Consider the following 14,833-nt stretch of genomic DNA (forward strand, 5'->3'; position numbering starts at 1 on the left):
GGCGTCACCAGGCGACCGGGAGGGAGGACAGCCCGTACACGACGCTGAACGAGCGGAACACCGGCTCGGCGCCGTCGGCCACCCGCAGCCCGGGGAAGCGCTGGAACAGCGCGGGGAAGGCCGTCTTCAGCTCCATCCTGGCGAGCGGCGCCCCCAGGCAGTGGTGGATGCCGTGCCCGAACGCCAGGTGGCCGTGATCGCCGCGCGTCAGGTCGAACCGGTCGGCGTCCGGCACCAGCCCGGAGTCCCTGTTGGCCGTGGGCAGGGAGCAGATTACCAGGTCGCCGGCCGCGATGACGGTGTCGCCGAGCCGGGTCTCCGTGGCGGCGACCTTGGTGGTGCCGGAGTGCACGATGCTGAGCCAGCGCAGCAGCTCCTCCACCGCCGCCTCGATGCGCTCGGGCTCCTTGCGCAGCAGGTCGAGCTGGTCCGGGTGGCGGAGCAGCGCCAGCGTGCCGAGCGAGAGCATGTTGGAGGTCGTCTCGTGCCCGGCGAACAGCAGCAGGCTGCCGATGCCGATCAGCTCGTCCTTGGTGAGGTCGTCGCCGTGCTCGCGGACCAGCATGCCCAGCAGGTCCTCGCCGGGGTCGGCCTGGATGCGGCCGACCAGGTCCTCCATGTACGCCCGCGACTGGAACTGCAGCGCCACCCGCTCCTCGGCGGGCACCGTGACGTCGAGCATCCGGCTGGTGCGCTCCTGGAACCCGGCGCGGTCCTCGTACGGCACGCCGAGCAGCTCGCAGATCACCAGCGACGGGATCGGCAGCGCGAACGACGGCACCAGGTCGGCGGGCGGACCGGCGGCCTCCATGGCGTCCAGGTGCTCGTCGATGATGGCCTTGACCCGGGGCTCCAGGCGCCGCATGCGCCGGAGCGTGAACTCGGGGGTCAGCATGCGCCGCAGCCGGGTGTGCTCCGGCGGGTCCTGGCCGAGCAGGTTGCCCGCGTTGATCTTGGCAAGCTGCTCCGGGGTCATCTCGGGCGCTCCGGGCAGCCGCGCGATGGTCTGCTTGGCGATCGGGAACCGCTCGGCGTCGCCCAGGACCTCGCGGACGTAGGCGTGCCGGCTCACCAGCCAGGCGTCGGCGCCGAACGCGGTCGTGATCCGGGTGACGCCCGACTCCTCGCGCGCGGCGGCGAGGTCCGGCGCGGGGTCGAACTGCGCGCGCCGCATGTGCAGCGGCATCACCGAGGACTCGGACATGCGTACCCCTGAATGATCGTCGTTGGTGTGGCGTAAACCGTAACAATGCGGGAGGGGTGCCTCTAGTGTGATCTTCAATCAGTTATGGGTTCGTACCGCGCCTGATCACCTTTCCGCGATCCTGGGCCCCCGCGGGCGCCTTGACGGTGGCGACGGGACGCCAGGAGCATGCCCGTAACTTCCGAGGACGATTGGGGACGGTGGAGATGGACAAGGCGGGCGTGCCCGAGCAGGTGCCCGTGCTGGTCGCCGGAGGCGGGCCCGTCGGCCTGGCGACCGCCGTGGAGCTGGCGCACCACGGCGTGCGGAGCCTGGTGGTCGAGCCGCGGGAGACGGTGTCGTGGCTGCGCCCCCGCGCCAAGACCACCTCCGCCAGGACGATGGAGCTGCTGCGCCGCTGGGGCCTCGCCGAGACGTTACGCGCCCGCGCCCCGCTCGCGGTGTCGTGGTCGGACCAGGCGGTGTTCGTCAACAGCCTGCTCGGCCGCGAGATCGCCAGGATCGGCGGCTGCTTCGGCCTCGACCTGGTCGGCTCCGACCTCGCCGCCGAGCCGGGGCAGCAGGCGCCCCAGCCGCTGGTCGAGGAGATCCTGCGCGAGGCGGCCGGGGACGCGCTGCTCACCGGCTGGCAGGTGGCCGGGCTGACCGAGGACGGCGACGGGGTCACCGTGCGGATCGTGTCGGGCGAGGGCGAGGAGCGCGAGGTCAGGGCCGCGTACGTGGTCGGCTGCGACGGCCCGCGCAGCGTCACCAGGGCCGCCATCGGCGCCCGCTACGAGGGCCGCCAGGACGCCCGGCCCAACTTCAACATCGTCTTCCGCGCCCCCGGCCTCGCCGAGCGCGTCCCGCACGGCCCCGCCGTCCACTACTGGGTGCTCAACCCCGCCCAGCCCGGCCTGACCGGCCGCCTCGACCTGAAGGACACCTGGTGGTGCATCGCCCAGGGCGTACGGGCCGAGGACGCCGACCCGGTGCGGCTCGTCCGCAACCTGGCCGGGGACGACGACCTGGAGGTCGAGATCCTCGCGACCGACCCGTGGACCGCCCGCATGCTGCTGGCCGACCGCTACGCGAGCGACCGCGTGTTCCTGGCCGGCGACGCCGCCCACCAGAACCCTCCCTACGGCGGCCACGGCTTCAACACCGGCATCGGCGACGCGGTCAACATCGGCTGGAAGCTCGCCGCCGTGCTCAACGGGTGGGCGCCGGCCGCGTTGCTGGGCACGTACGAGGCCGAGCGCCGCCCGATCGCCGCCGACACCATCGAGGCCGCCGCCGCGAACATGGCCACCCTCGCCCCCGAGCTGGCCGACCCGGCGCTGATGGGCGACGAGGCCGAGTTCGAGAAGGTGCGCCCGGCGGTGGCCGAGGCCGTGCTGCGCACCAAGCACAGCGAGTTCCACAGCCTGGACCTGGTGCTCGGCTACGTCTACACGGGCTCGCCGATCGTCGCCGACGGCGCCGGCGAACGCCTCCCGCACCGCTGGCTCGCCCCCGGCGTCTCCCTCTACGACCGCCTCGGGCGCGGCTTCAGCCTCCTCGGCGACCCGGACGCGCCCGGCGCCAAGACCCTGGAGGCGGAGGCCCGCGACCTCGGCGTCCCCCTGGAGCTCGTGCCGCTTCCTGACGAGCCCCTGACCCTGGTCCGCCCCGACCAGCACGTGGCCTGGCGCGGCGACACCCCGGACGGCGTGCTCCGCCGCGCGCTGGCCATGAGCTGACCGTCAGGCGCGGCTCGCGGCGACCGCCCCGAACCACCTCCCGGCCGCCTCGGCCAGCCCGGCGGCGCCCGCCCACGCCACGTAGCCGTCGGGCCTGATCAGCAGTGCGTCGGCGGGCGGCCGCCCGGCGGCGGCGTGGACGACCTCGATCCAGTCGTCCTCCGCCAGGCCGTCCGTGCCGCCGCCGAGGTCGAGCAGCACCGGACGGCCGCTCCGCAGCAGCTCGGCCACCCGCCGCCCGTCCGCCAGCTCCAGGTCGGGCGCCGGCCTGCCGACGGCCGGGTGCGCGTCCGCGGCTCCGGGGTCGTAGCGCACCCCGGAGTCGTACAGCAGCCCGGCCAGGTGGCGGACCGGCTCCTCGAAGGCGAACACCTCGCCGAGCAGCGCGCGCAGCGCGGCGCCGTCCTCGCCGTCCACCCGGTCCACGGCCGCCTGGGCGCGGGTCTGCGTGAGCGTACGCGCCCCGGCCGGACGCCGTTCGGCCTCGTACGTGTCCAGCAGCTCCCCGGGCACTCGCCCGCGCAGCACGGCGGCCAGCTTCCAGCCCAGGTTGACCGCGTCCGTCATGCCCACGTTCAACGCGGCGCCGCCCGCGGGGAACAGGTGCGCGGCGTCGCCCGCCAGGAACACCCGGCCCGCCCGGTAGCGCTCCGCCAGCCGGGCCTGCGCGACGGTGGACGACAGCCAGATCGGCTCGCCGAGCGGCAGGTCGCGGCCGAGGTGCTGGCGCAGGGCCGCCCGGAACATCTCCAGGGTCACGGGACCTCGGGGCGGCGCGCCGCGCTCGCGGACGCCGGCGATGAGCACCCCTGGCTGGAGCGAGTTCAGCAGGACCCGGCCGTGGGGGCTGCGGTTCCAGCCGGGCTCCATGCCGGCCTCCAGCGGGTGGGCGTCGGTCCTGAAGTGGCCGACGATCAGCCTCTCCTTGTCGGTGTCGCCGGGGAAGCCGATGCCGGCGGCCTCGCGTACGAGGCTGTGGCCGCCGTCGCAGCCGACGGCGTACCGGGCGCGCAGCTGGCCCCGGCCGGTGGTCAGGGTCACCCCTTCCGCGTCCTGCGCGAGCGCGAGCACCTCGCATCCGCGCCTGACGTCGGCTCCGAGCTCCCGCGCCCGTTCGTCGAGCAGCCGTTCGAGGCGTGGCTGCTGGATGGCCAGGACGCGCAGAGGGATGCCCGGCACCCCTTCGAAGCGCAGCGGCACGCCCGCGAACGGGAAGCCGGGCGCGGGGCCCGCGTAGGGGCTGCCGGCGCTGAAGCGCTCCAGCAGGCCGCGGTGGTCCAGGGTCTCGACGATCTGCCCCACCAGGCCGTTGGCCTTGGGCAGGTCGCCGATCTCCGGACGCTTGTCCAGCACGATCGGGCGGACGCCGGCCAGGCTCAGCTCGCACGCGAGCATGAGCCCCACGGGTCCCGCTCCCACGATCAGCACGTTCTCCATGCCTGTCAGGCTAGATTGACAAAATCGCGGCTGTCAATCTAGCCTGACAAACGTGGACGTCACAGAGTTGTCCGAGCGCATCAGGTCGAACGACCCGGCCATGGGCCTGCGGGCGGTCGGCGCGCTGCACCGGCTGGCCGAGCAGGTCGAGGCCGTGTCGGTGGCGCTGGCCAGGGAGCAGGGCTGGACCTGGGAGCAGATCGGCGACGCGCTCGGCATGTCACGACAGTCGGTGCACGCCAAATACGGAAAGTGAGGCACCCGGGATGTTCGGCTGGGAGAAGAGCGCCTTCGGGGTGATCGTGAAGGCGGCGGTCCAGGAGGCGAGGGAGCGCGGCGACCGGCGCATGGGCACCGAGCACCTGCTGCTCGGCCTGCTCCACCACGAGCCCGTCGCGCGGGCGCTGGGCGCGGACGTCGCCGGGGCCCGCGCGGCCCTCGGCGACCTCGACCGCGAGGCGCTGCGGATGCTCGGCGTGGACGTCGCCGAGGACCTGCCGTCGAGGCCGCGCAGGCACCCGCCGCTCGGGGGCGGCTCGCTCACCTCCAACGCGCGCGCCGTGGTCGACCGGGCGGTCAAGGGCACGACGATGCGCAGCAGGAGCGAGGCGCCGAGGATCATGGCGCTCGCCCTGCTCGACCGCGAGCGGCCGGACCCGGTCGCGCAGCTCATCGACAGGCTCGGCATCGACCGGGCGGCCGCCCGCGCCCGGCTCGCCTGACCGGAGCCCGGCCGCCCGCCGTCGCGGCGCTACGGCGGCTACTCGGCCGCGCGGTGGCGGCGGTCGTCGTCCTCGCGCGGCCGCGGGGCGACGACGGTGAAGGAGGCGGTGGCCGTCCTGCCGCCGACCTCGACGGTCACCTTCCGGGTGCCGGCCTTGGCGTGGGACGGGACGGTCAGCTCCTTGACGGCCCGGCCGCCGGACAGGCTGACGCGGTAGCTCTTGCCCTCGGGGCTGATCACCGTGGCGGTGCCGGAGGTCTGGCCCTTGACGAGGATCGTCACGCCGTACGTCTGCCCGGCCCGCACCCGGGACGGATCGACCGCCACCGAGAGCGAGACCTGCCGGGGCCCGGCGTCCTTTCTGTCGCGGGCGTCCTGCTTCTCGGCGGGGGCCGGGGCGGCCGGGGCCGCGTGGGACGGCTGCGGCGCGGGCGCGGCGAGCGCGGCTCCGGAGAGCGGGAGGGCGAGGAAGGCGGCGCCGGCGAGGGTCACGGTGATGGGCTTGGAGAAACGCATTGCTCGAAACATCCGATCCTGGGACTGACCTGGCCGATCCTTGATGAACCCGGCCCCGGAGGTCATCCCTCGCCCGACATGCTGCTGACCGAAGATGAGAAGAGCCTGTCATCGTCCTGTGGATGGCATAAGAGCAGGTGAAGCGGGCTCCGCGTGGGGCGCGTCCAATTCTCGGCCGCGAACGTCTGGTCTGGAAAGCCGTTCCAGGGGAAGGGGAGGCGGAGCACTGGGTGGCTCCTGTGGCATCGACAGCGCTTTAAAGGGATAGGAAGGGCCCGGTGGGGACACGGCGCACGCGTCCCCACCGGGCCCTTCCGCTGCGCGCGCGGGGCGGCCAGGAAACCGGCGCGGTAATTCCTTTCCCCAACCCTTCCGTAACGGGGTGAACGCACACAGTTACTATGTGTCAGATTCGTACGTGTACGCATCACACATCCCAGGGGGCTGGATATGGACGAGAACAGGGCTGACACCTCACAGCTCGACTTCGACGACGAGGCGACGCTGTTCCAGGCGCAGGACGACCCGTTCGCCGCCGCCGCGGTGGACCTCGCGGTCGAGACCGAGCTGCTGCGGGACGACGACCTCGCCGACCGCGCCACCGCCGAGGTCGCGTGGCTGGCGGCGAGGCACGAGAGCGAGCGCCGCATCGCCGAGCTGGACCCCCGGGACCAGGACCGCGTCCGCCACCTCCAGGGCGAGCTGCGCGCCACCGGCGCCGAGGTGTGGCCCGTGGCCCACTGGTGGGGCTTCGAGATCCAGCTCAACGAGGTGGCCGCCGCCCGCGCCGCCGAGCTGGCGTCCCTGATCGGGGAGACCGCGGGCGCGGTGCTCGGCGGCTGGCTGACGCCGCTCGTCGAGTGGTCGGCCAGGAACAAGGCCCGCTGGATCGGCTCGGTCGCCCGCCCGTACGGCGCCCGCCTGGTCTCGCCGTGGACCGCGCCCGCCTCGCTCGTCCCGGCCCGCGTGGGCGCCGTGCCGGCCGGTGACGCCCGCCTGTGGTGGGCGGTCCACGAGCCCGGCGAGGGCTGGAGCGAGGACCAGCGCTTCGTCGACCACTTCACCGCCACCGGCGCGGCCCTCGCCGAGTACCGCGACCGCCTCTACGTCGCCCACCGCGGCAGCGACGGCGACGCCGCCCTGTGGTGGGCCGTCTACGACGCCGAGCAGGGCTGGAGCGAGGACCAGCGCTTCCCCAAGCACTTCAGCGCGAAGGCCCCGGCGCTCGCCGTGTACGACGACCAGCTCTACTGCGTGCACCGCGGCGCCGGCCAGGACACCGCCCTGTGGTGGGCCCGCTGGGACGGCTCCAGGTGGAGCCAGGACACCCGGCTGCCCGACCACTTCACCGTGAGCAGCCCGGCCCTCGCCGCCTACGACGGCAAGCTGTGGTGCGTGCACCGCGGCGCGCACGACGACAGCCTCTGGTGGACCGTCTGGGACGGCAGCAGGTGGAGCCAGGACAACCGCTTCCCTGACCACGCCAGCCGGTCCAACCCGGCCCTCGCCGTCTTCCGCGGCCACCTGCACTGCGTGCACCGCGGCGCCGGCGAGGACACGGCGCTCTGGTGGACCCGCTGGGACGGCTCCTCCTGGAGCCGCGACGAGCGGCTGCCCGACCACTTCTCGGCCGAGGGCCCGGCCCTCACCGTCTACAAGGACCGCCTCTACGTCGTGCACCGCGGCGCGGCCGACCAGAGCCTCTGGTGGGCCTCCTTCGACGGCGCGAGCTGGAGCGCCGACGAGCGGCTGCCCGGCCATTTCAGCGCCGAGGCCCCGGCCGCCCTCGCCTTCCGCGACAAGAACGCCACCCGCGACCAGCTCGTGGTGCTGCACCGCGGCAGCCGCTGACGCGCAGGAGGGGCGCCGCGCCGGCGCCCCTCGTCCCTTCTCTACCAGCCCGCGAGCTGGTCCACGAACCACTCCACCAGCGTCCCCGACACCGCGCCGTGCGGGGAGTTGCGGCTGTCGCAGCAGTACGCGTCGAGGAACGTCTCGTCCTTCTGCAGCAGCCGCAGGTCGGTGTAGAGCTCCGACGGCCACGTCAGCGGGTCCCGCGCCAGCGCGACCGCGCTCACCGACGGCACGAAGCAGGTGCCGCGGAAGCGGTCCTCGATCGGCAGCCCCATCGCGTCCGCGACCCGGCCGAAGGCGTCCAGGGTGCCGCCGGGCGCCCCGTCGAACGCCGCCACGTACGAGGTCGCGCTCGTCCACACCGGCTCGCCGAAGCCGATCGCGCCGACATTGCGCAGCTCGCCCTGGTCCGGCTGGATCCTCGCCACCAGCCGCAGCGGCCCCTCGCCCAGGTCCAGCACCGGCGTGCCGGGACGCAGGTCCGGCCCGCGCCCGTCGCCGGAGCCGTTGACCAGGCCCAGCTTGTACGGCCGCATCGGGAACCAGCCGATCCGGCGCATGTCCTCCAGCAGTTCCTTGCGCAGCGGGCTGGAGTCGGTGACCCGGCCCGAGTAGCCCGTGCCCGGCAGCCAGCCCCACAGGAGCTGCTGCGCCGCCGGGCTGCGGATCAGCTCGGCCTGCCCGGCCCCGTCGGGGCGCGGCTGGATCGTCTCGTGCAGGTAGGCGAGCTGCTGCAGCACCAGCGGGATCCACGCCCCGAGGTGCGGAGTGTCGTAGGAGAAGTACTTGTCGGTCTGGTGATCCACGCCCTCGCTCTCCATACGGGCCAGGGCGTACCTGGTGATCATGCCGCCGGCGCCGACGCCGCCCACGATCAGCGGCGAGTCGCCGCGCCGCGTCTCCAGCACGCGCAGCAGGCAGGTCACCGCGACGGCCGCGTTCGCCTGCACGTACGCCTGCCGCTGGTCGAAGCCCAGCAGGACGACGTCGAGCCCCATCTCCAGGAGCTGGTCGAGCAGCCCGGGGACGCCCGGCTCGTACGGCGCGTTGAAGTGCCGCCACATGCTCGCCAGGTCGCTCGGGCCGTAGTTGAAGCCGTCGGCGAAGATCAGCGGCCGGACCGGCGCCGTGCGCCCCTCCGCCAGGTGGACGTGGGCCCGGCCGGTCGCCACGTGGCCCCGGTGCGGTTTGTCCGCCACGAGCTCCCACACCAGGTCGGGCTCGGCCGCCTCGCCCTCGCGCACCGGCGGGGTGGCGAACCAGACCCCCGGGTCGCCGAGCGCGCTCGCGATGCGCTCGATCTGCTCCGGGGCCAGGCTGCTCTCGACGGTCCTGGTCTTGCTCTCGACGTCGATCCTCGGTTCCTGTGCCATGGTGATCCCCTCCTCACGTGATCACTCACAGTAATCGAAGCAGGTGAGGGGGTGGTGGCGGCGCGCGTGCGCCCGCCCAAGCGCAGTTCACCGGAGTGTCAGGAAACGGCGCTTCGCCGAGTTTGCCGATGAACGCCGGGTAGGGACGCGATGAACCACATGAGCAGGGACGGTCATGTTCCTGCCGTTACGGAGGTGAAAGCGATGGCACTGCCCGCCAGGCGGCACAGAGCACCGGCGCCGTGGGCGAGCGCGAGCCCGCCGGCCCGCTCGTGGGACCCCTTCACCGAGTTCCAGCAGCTCTGGGACCAGATGGGCCGGCTGTTCGAGCAGGGCGCCGAGGCCGACACCGCCGCCTGGCGGCCGGTCGCCGAGACCGAGGAGACGGCGGAGGCGTACCTGGTGCGCGCGGAGCTCCCCGGGCTGCGGCGGGACGAGATCAACGTCGAGGTCGAGGGCAACGAGCTGTGCGTCTCGGGCGAGGTCGCCGAGGAGGAGCGGGGGCCCAGGCTGAGGCGGCGCACCGGCGCGTTCGTCTACCGGACGATCCTGCCGTCCGACGCCGACCTCGACAAGATCGGCTGCGAGCTCGGCGACGGCGTGCTGACCGTACGCGTGCCGAAGACCGAGCAGGGCCGCTCGCGCCGCATCTCCATCAAGGGCTGACCGGGCGAGGCGGCCATGGCCGGGACCCAGGCGTTCTGGATCGACGCGGCCCACGAGGGCGCGCAGACCCGCTACGGGGAGCAGCTGCGCAGGTGGCGGCAGCTGTTCGCGGCGGTCGAGGGGGAGCCGGGAGCGGCCGGCGTCACCCTGGACCCGCTGCGCTTCGCGCTGGGCGCGTGGGAGGCCGCCATGCGCCCGGTCACGGACCTGCCCTACGTACGCTGCCATCCGCGCGTGCTCGACGCGGCCTGCCACCGCCCCGAGGAGGCGCGCGGCCCGCTGGCCGTGGTCGAGCTCGCCGTGCCCCCGCCGGTGCCGCTGCCCGACGGCTGGCACACCTGGCACCGCCCGGAGGGCGGCGGGGACGGGTACGCGGCGCCGCCGTACGAGCGGCCGACCGCGCTGACCACGCTGGAGCTGCGCACGCCGCTCTCGCCCGACCGGCTGCCCACCCCCACCCACGCCCGCGCCGCGGGCCTGCCCAATCTGGACGACGCACAGGCGTCGCTGGAGGCGCTGGTGTCCGAGCTGAACGCGGTCGTCGCGCCCTTCCTGCACGCCCTGGAACGGAACCCGAGGTGAACCCCCATGAACAGACCCGCAGGCGACCCCGACGACGAGTTCTTCGCGCCCGTGCTGCGCGAGCCGCCGCCCCCCGAGGCCGAGTCGGCGACCGGGAAGGTGAGCGACACCGGCGTGCCCGGCGTCTCCGGCGGCGGCCACGGCGACCCGGAGGAGCAGCCGCCGCCGAGGAGCGCGCTCGGCTTCCGGCTGCTCGCCGTCGCCCTGGTCCTGCTGGCCGGGGTGGTGCTGGCCGTGTGGGCGCTGCTGGCGGGCAACCCGGCGCTGGCGATCGTGCCGGCCGTGGTGGCGCTGGCGGCGGCGGCGTACCTGGTGGCGTTCGGCGTGCGGAGGGCGCGCTCGGACGGCGGGCCGCCCACGTTCGGGTGAGCACGGGCGGGTGAGCACGGGCGGGTGAGTACGGGCAGGGCGATCGGGCCCTGCCGGAGCGAGAAGGAGACCTGACCATGAAGAACGAGCGCAGGGGCGCCGCCGGCACCCAGCTCATCGACCGGGAGTGCGTGCGCGCGCTGCTGGAGTCCGACCGGGACGACGCCACGCTGGTCTACGTGCGCGGCGAGTGCGTGGTGCTGCCCGACGCCGAGGTGGACGAGGCGCACCGGGGGCTGGTGATCGCCCGCCGTGACGAGCTGATGGCCAGGATGCCCGGCAAGGAGCTGACCGACCAGATGCTCGACAACCTGGCGCACCGGCTGGACAACATCGTCCGCGATCTGGGCGCCTGACGTCTGGTGCCGCGCCCCCGGCCGGGGTTTGATCGAAGCACCCACGACCAGGGAGGCGGATCATGGCGTTCCAGCTCATCGTGCTCTACAACCACCCCGAGAGCGCCGAGGACTTCGACAAGCACTACGACGGCACGCACGCCCCGCTGGCCGCGCGGCTGCCGGGGCTGCGGTCCTACACGACGCTGCGGCCCGCCGGGGACCGGCCGCCCTACCATCTCGTCGCGGTCCTGACCTTCGACGACGAGGCCGCGTTCGGCGCGGCGATGGCCGGCGAGGAAGGCCAGGCGACGGCCGCCGACCTGGCGAACTTCGCCGGCGCCGGCGTCGAGATGCTGATGGGGCCCGCGGGGACGATCGTCTGAGCAGTGCGGGTCAGGGCGGCGGCCCCGCGCGGCCGCCCTGACGCCTCGGGAGAAAAAGAGCCGGGGTAAGCATCACCTGTCCGCCGAGCTACTCTGCCCAGCGTGTTCATATGAATACGTTCGGTGACGAGGCGCCGGCGATTGCGAGGGATGATGCCCACGGACCCCACCGAACAGCGGATGAGCCTGGACACCAGGGCCGCACGCACCCTGGCCACGACCACCAAGACCCGCCCCCAGATGCAGGCGATCACCTCCCGGTGGCTGCTGCGCATGCTGCCCTGGGTCGACGTGCGCGGCGGCACCTACCGGGTCAACCGCCGCCTCACCCACCGGGTGGGGCGCGGACGGGTGAGCGTGGTGCGGGAGGGGGCGGGCGACGTCCGCGTCATCCCCGAGACGCTGGCCGAGCTGCGGGCGCTGCGCGGCTACGACGACCTCGACGTGCTGGCCGCCCTCGCCGCCACGTTCACGCCGCGCGAGGTCGCACCCGGCGAGGTGATCGTGGCGGCCGGCACGCCGGTCACCGAGACCTACATCGTCGCCCACGGCCGCCTGGAGAAGCAGGCCGTCGGCAGATACGGCGCCACCGAGTCCCTCGGCGTCGTCACCGACGGCGACCAGTTCGGCGACGAGGCACTCGGCCAGGACGACCCCCGCTGGTCGTGCACGGTCAGGGCGGCCACCGCCGGCACGATCCTGGTCTCGCCGTGGGCCGCCTTCCAGCGCGTCCTCGCCCGCGCCCCCGGCCTGCGCGCCCACCTCGACCGCTACCTCGACAGCACCCGCAGGCCCGTCAACAGCCGCGGCGAGGCCGCGGTCGAGATCGCCGCCGGCCACGTCGGCGAGCCGGTCATCGGCGGCACCTTCGTCGACTACGAACTCCACCCCCGCGAGTACGAACTGAGCGTGTCCCAGACCGTCCTCCGCGTCCACACCCGCGTGGCCGACCTCTACAACCACCCGATGAACCAGCTTGAGGAGCAGCTCAGGCTCACGGTCCACGAGATCCGCGAACGCCAGGAGTGGGAGCTGCTCAACAACCCCGACTTCGGCCTGCTCCACAACGCCGGCTACGACCAGCGCCTGTCCACCTGGTCAGGGCCGCCCACCCCCGACGACCTGGACGACCTCATCAGCATGCGCCGCAAGACCCGCCTGCTGCTGGCCCATCCCAGGGCGATCGCCGCGTTCTTCCGCGAGTGCAACAAGCGGGGCCTGGTGCCGGGCAGCGCCGAGGTCAACGGGCACGAGATCCCGGCCTGGCGGGGCATCCCGATCTTCCCCTGCGGCAAGATCCCCGTCAGCGCGCAGCAGACCACCTCGATCATCGCCATGCGGGTGGGCGAGGACGACCAGGGGGTGGTGGGCCTCCACCAGACCGGCCTGCCGGAGGAGCACGAGCCCGGCCTCAACGTGCGCTTCATGGGCATCGACGAGAAAGCGATCATGTCCTATCTCGTCAGCGCCTACTACTCGGCCGCGATCCTGGTGCCCGACGCGATCGGGATCCTGGAGAACGCCGACGTCGCCGCGCCGCGCTCCTGACCCGCCTCTTCCCCCTGTTTCGTCGTCCGCGAGGAGCGTCATGCCCGCCGACCGGCTCCCGGTCCTGCCCACCGGCCTCGGAACGTCCGCGCTCAGCCTGCGCGCCGCCGCTCCCGTCCCCGCCCCCCTGCGGGAGGAGGGCGACGGGCACGAGGCGGGCCCCGCGCGGCCGTCCCCGCACGTCAGCCTGGCCCCGCTGCCCTATCGCGAGCAGCCCTGGGGTGACGGCTCCTATCCGCCGCTGCTGGTCCCCGAGACCGTTCGCGTCGACGACGACCTCGGCGCGGAGGTCGACCGGCGGCTGCTCGCCTGGGCGGAGCGGCTGGGCCTGCACGAGGGGCGGCTGGAGGAGTTCGGCCGCACCGGCTTCGGCCGGCTCGCCATGCTGACCCACCCCGACACCGACGACCCCGACCTGCTGCTGGTCGCCGCCCAGATGAACACCGCCTGGTGGGCGGCCGACGACTACTACGCCGACGAGAGCGACCTCGGCGCCACCCCGACGGAGCTGCCGCCCCGCCTGGCGCTGGTGATGTCCGCCATGGACCCGCCGCCGCCGGCCGGCGACTACACCCGGCAGCTGGAGGAGACGATCACGGCCGACCCCGTGCTGGTCGCGCTCCGCTCGGCCACCTCCCACCTGAGCAGGCACGCCCTGCCCTCGCAGGTGATGCGGGCGTGCGGCATCACGTTCCAGATGTACGTGAGCTGGTGCGCCTACGCCGCCTGGCGCTACCTGAAGACGCCGCCGCCGGTCTGGCGCTACCTCGCCGCCCGCCAGCACGACAGCTTCTACACCTCGATGACGCTCATCGACGTCGTCGGGGGCTACCACCTGCCCGCCGACCTGTTCTACGACCGCCGCTTCCACACCGCGCTCATGCAGGCGGGCACCGCCAGCGTGCTGGTCAACGACCTGCACTCGGTGGCCAGGGAGGCGGCCGACGAGCTGCCCGACAGCAACGTGATCCTGCTCATCGCCGCCGAGGAGGGCTGCTCGGTCGAGGAGGCGACCGAGCGGGCCGTACACCTGCACAACGACTTCGTCCGAGGATTCGAGGCCGGCCGGCAGGCGCTGGCCGGCGTGCCGTCGCCGGAGCTCAAGCGGTTCCTGCGCGGCGCGCAGGCGTGGATGGCCGGATGCCTCGAATGGCACGGCAGCAGCGCCCGCTACCAGTCATGACCGTCATCAGAAAGGACTTCGCCCGCGTGACCACCACGAACGCGCACAACTCCGTGCTCGGCAGCCAGTACCAGCGATCCGTCGCCGACTACTGGAACGCCGAGCGCAACCCCGTCAATCTCCGGCTGGGCGAGGTCGACGGCCTCTATCACCACCACTACGGCATCGGCCACGTCGACTGGTCGGTGCTGGAGGGTCCCGAGGAGACCCGCGAGCAGCGCCTCGTGGCCGAGTTGCACCGGCTGGAGACCCAGCAGGCCGAGACCCTGGTCGGCCACCTCGGCGCGCTGGGCCCCGGCGACCGCGTCATGGACGCGGGCTCGGGCCGGGGCGGCTCCAGCTTCCTCGCCAACCTGCGCCACGGCTGCCAGGTCGACGGCGTGTCGATCTCCGAGGAGCAGGTGGCCTTCGCCAACGAGCAGGCCCGGCAGCGCGGCGTCGCCGACCAGGTGCGCTTCCACTTCCGCAACATGCTCGACACCGGCTTCGAGACCGGCGCCTACTCCGCGATCTGGAACAACGAGAGCACCATGTACGTCGAGCTCTCGCTGCTGTTCGCCGAGCACGCCCGGCTGCTGCGCCGCGGCGGCCGCTACGTCTGCATCACCGGCTGCTACAACGACGCCTACGGCCTGCCGTCCCGGGCCATCAGCCAGATCAACGCCCACTACATCTGCGACATCCACTCCCGCAGCACCTACTTCAAGGAGCTGGTGGCCAACCGGCTCGTGCCGTGCAGCGTCATCGACATGACGGCGGCCACCATCCCCTACTGGGAGCTGCGGGCCCAGAGCCACCTGGCGACCGGCATCGAGCAGGCGTTCCTGGACGCCTACCAGAACGGCAGCTTCCAGTACCTGCTCATCGCCGCCGACCGCGTCTGAGCCTTCCCCCACCGGCCGGGCCGCCCTCCGGGGCGGCCCGGCCCCCCTCCG

16 protein-coding genes are annotated in these 14,833 nt (G+C 73.4%); 12 read left to right on the forward strand and 4 right to left on the reverse strand.

Features of this window, described 5'->3' with window-relative positions; translation table 11 throughout:
• Window positions 1–4: 4 nt before the first annotated feature.
• On the reverse strand, window positions 5–1,204 hold the full coding sequence (locus ACBR40_RS41100) for a cytochrome P450 (RefSeq protein WP_344213313.1): 1,200 nt from the start codon (window positions 1,202–1,204) through the stop codon (window positions 5–7).
• Between the two features lie 206 nt (window positions 1,205–1,410).
• Between ACBR40_RS41100 and ACBR40_RS41105 the strand changes: the two genes are divergently transcribed.
• Complete coding sequence (locus tag ACBR40_RS41105) at window positions 1,411–2,925, forward strand: FAD-dependent monooxygenase (RefSeq protein WP_344214068.1); 1,515 nt, start codon at window positions 1,411–1,413, stop codon at window positions 2,923–2,925.
• 3 nt (window positions 2,926–2,928) lie between these two features.
• Here the strand turns inward: ACBR40_RS41105 and ACBR40_RS41110 are convergent, their stop codons facing one another.
• Window positions 2,929–4,362: an FAD-dependent monooxygenase gene (locus tag ACBR40_RS41110; protein WP_371252206.1), complete on the reverse strand. Its 1,434-nt coding sequence runs from the start codon at window positions 4,360–4,362 to the stop codon at window positions 2,929–2,931.
• A 52-nt stretch (window positions 4,363–4,414) separates the two neighbouring features.
• Here ACBR40_RS41110 and ACBR40_RS41115 point away from each other — a divergent pair, with 52 nt between their 5' ends.
• Window positions 4,415–4,618 (forward strand): helix-turn-helix domain-containing protein, encoded by a 204-nt coding sequence (locus ACBR40_RS41115; protein WP_170223733.1) that lies wholly within the window; start codon window positions 4,415–4,417, stop codon window positions 4,616–4,618.
• A 10-nt stretch (window positions 4,619–4,628) separates the two neighbouring features.
• Entirely contained in the window at window positions 4,629–5,084 is a 456-nt protein-coding gene (locus tag ACBR40_RS41120) for a Clp protease N-terminal domain-containing protein (RefSeq protein ID WP_371252207.1), read from the forward strand.
• Window positions 5,085–5,122: 38 nt separating this feature from the next.
• On the opposite strand, the gene ACBR40_RS41125 is transcribed toward ACBR40_RS41120, so the two are convergent.
• Window positions 5,123–5,602, reverse strand: a complete 480-nt coding sequence (locus ACBR40_RS41125) for a hypothetical protein (RefSeq protein WP_371252208.1) — start codon at window positions 5,600–5,602, stop codon at window positions 5,123–5,125.
• A 450-nt stretch (window positions 5,603–6,052) separates the two neighbouring features.
• On the opposite strand from ACBR40_RS41125, the gene ACBR40_RS41130 reads away from it, so the two are divergent.
• A complete protein-coding gene (locus ACBR40_RS41130; RefSeq protein WP_371252209.1) occupies window positions 6,053–7,453 on the forward strand; it encodes a hypothetical protein in 1,401 nt (466 codons plus the stop codon).
• Window positions 7,454–7,494: 41 nt separating this feature from the next.
• On the opposite strand, the gene ACBR40_RS41135 is transcribed toward ACBR40_RS41130, so the two are convergent.
• A complete protein-coding gene (locus tag ACBR40_RS41135) occupies window positions 7,495–8,829 on the reverse strand; it encodes a hypothetical protein (RefSeq protein WP_344213303.1) in 1,335 nt (444 codons plus the stop codon).
• A gap of 204 nt (window positions 8,830–9,033) precedes the next feature.
• Between ACBR40_RS41135 and ACBR40_RS41140 the strand changes: the two genes are divergently transcribed.
• The 8 genes from ACBR40_RS41140 to ACBR40_RS41175 all read left to right on the forward strand — a co-directional run bounded on the left by ACBR40_RS41140 (window position 9,034) and on the right by ACBR40_RS41175 (window position 14,782).
• A complete protein-coding gene (locus tag ACBR40_RS41140) occupies window positions 9,034–9,495 on the forward strand; it encodes an Hsp20/alpha crystallin family protein (RefSeq protein ID WP_344213301.1) in 462 nt (153 codons plus the stop codon).
• Between the two features lie 15 nt (window positions 9,496–9,510).
• Window positions 9,511–10,077: a hypothetical protein gene (locus tag ACBR40_RS41145; RefSeq protein WP_364461861.1), complete on the forward strand. Its 567-nt coding sequence runs from the start codon at window positions 9,511–9,513 to the stop codon at window positions 10,075–10,077.
• Between the two features lie 6 nt (window positions 10,078–10,083).
• Window positions 10,084–10,446 (forward strand): hypothetical protein, encoded by a 363-nt coding sequence (locus tag ACBR40_RS41150; RefSeq protein ID WP_344213295.1) that lies wholly within the window; start codon window positions 10,084–10,086, stop codon window positions 10,444–10,446.
• Window positions 10,447–10,523: 77 nt separating this feature from the next.
• A complete protein-coding gene (locus ACBR40_RS41155) occupies window positions 10,524–10,802 on the forward strand; it encodes a hypothetical protein (RefSeq protein ID WP_344213293.1) in 279 nt (92 codons plus the stop codon).
• Window positions 10,803–10,864: 62 nt separating this feature from the next.
• Entirely contained in the window at window positions 10,865–11,167 is a 303-nt protein-coding gene (locus tag ACBR40_RS41160) for an EthD family reductase (protein WP_371252210.1), read from the forward strand.
• Between the two features lie 180 nt (window positions 11,168–11,347).
• On the forward strand, window positions 11,348–12,715 hold the full coding sequence (locus tag ACBR40_RS41165; protein WP_371252211.1) for a family 2B encapsulin nanocompartment shell protein: 1,368 nt from the start codon (window positions 11,348–11,350) through the stop codon (window positions 12,713–12,715).
• 40 nt (window positions 12,716–12,755) lie between these two features.
• A complete protein-coding gene (locus ACBR40_RS41170; RefSeq protein ID WP_371252212.1) occupies window positions 12,756–13,898 on the forward strand; it encodes a family 2 encapsulin nanocompartment cargo protein terpene cyclase in 1,143 nt (380 codons plus the stop codon).
• On the forward strand, window positions 13,895–14,782 hold the full coding sequence (locus tag ACBR40_RS41175; protein ID WP_344213285.1) for a geranyl diphosphate 2-C-methyltransferase: 888 nt from the start codon (window positions 13,895–13,897) through the stop codon (window positions 14,780–14,782). The genes ACBR40_RS41170 and ACBR40_RS41175 overlap by 4 nt, the downstream gene beginning before the upstream one ends.
• Window positions 14,783–14,833 lie beyond the last annotated feature (51 nt).

Origin of the sequence: Nonomuraea sp. AD125B (genome assembly GCF_041402765.1) — a bacterium.
Lineage (GTDB): Bacteria > Actinomycetota > Actinomycetes > Streptosporangiales > Streptosporangiaceae > Nonomuraea > Nonomuraea bangladeshensis.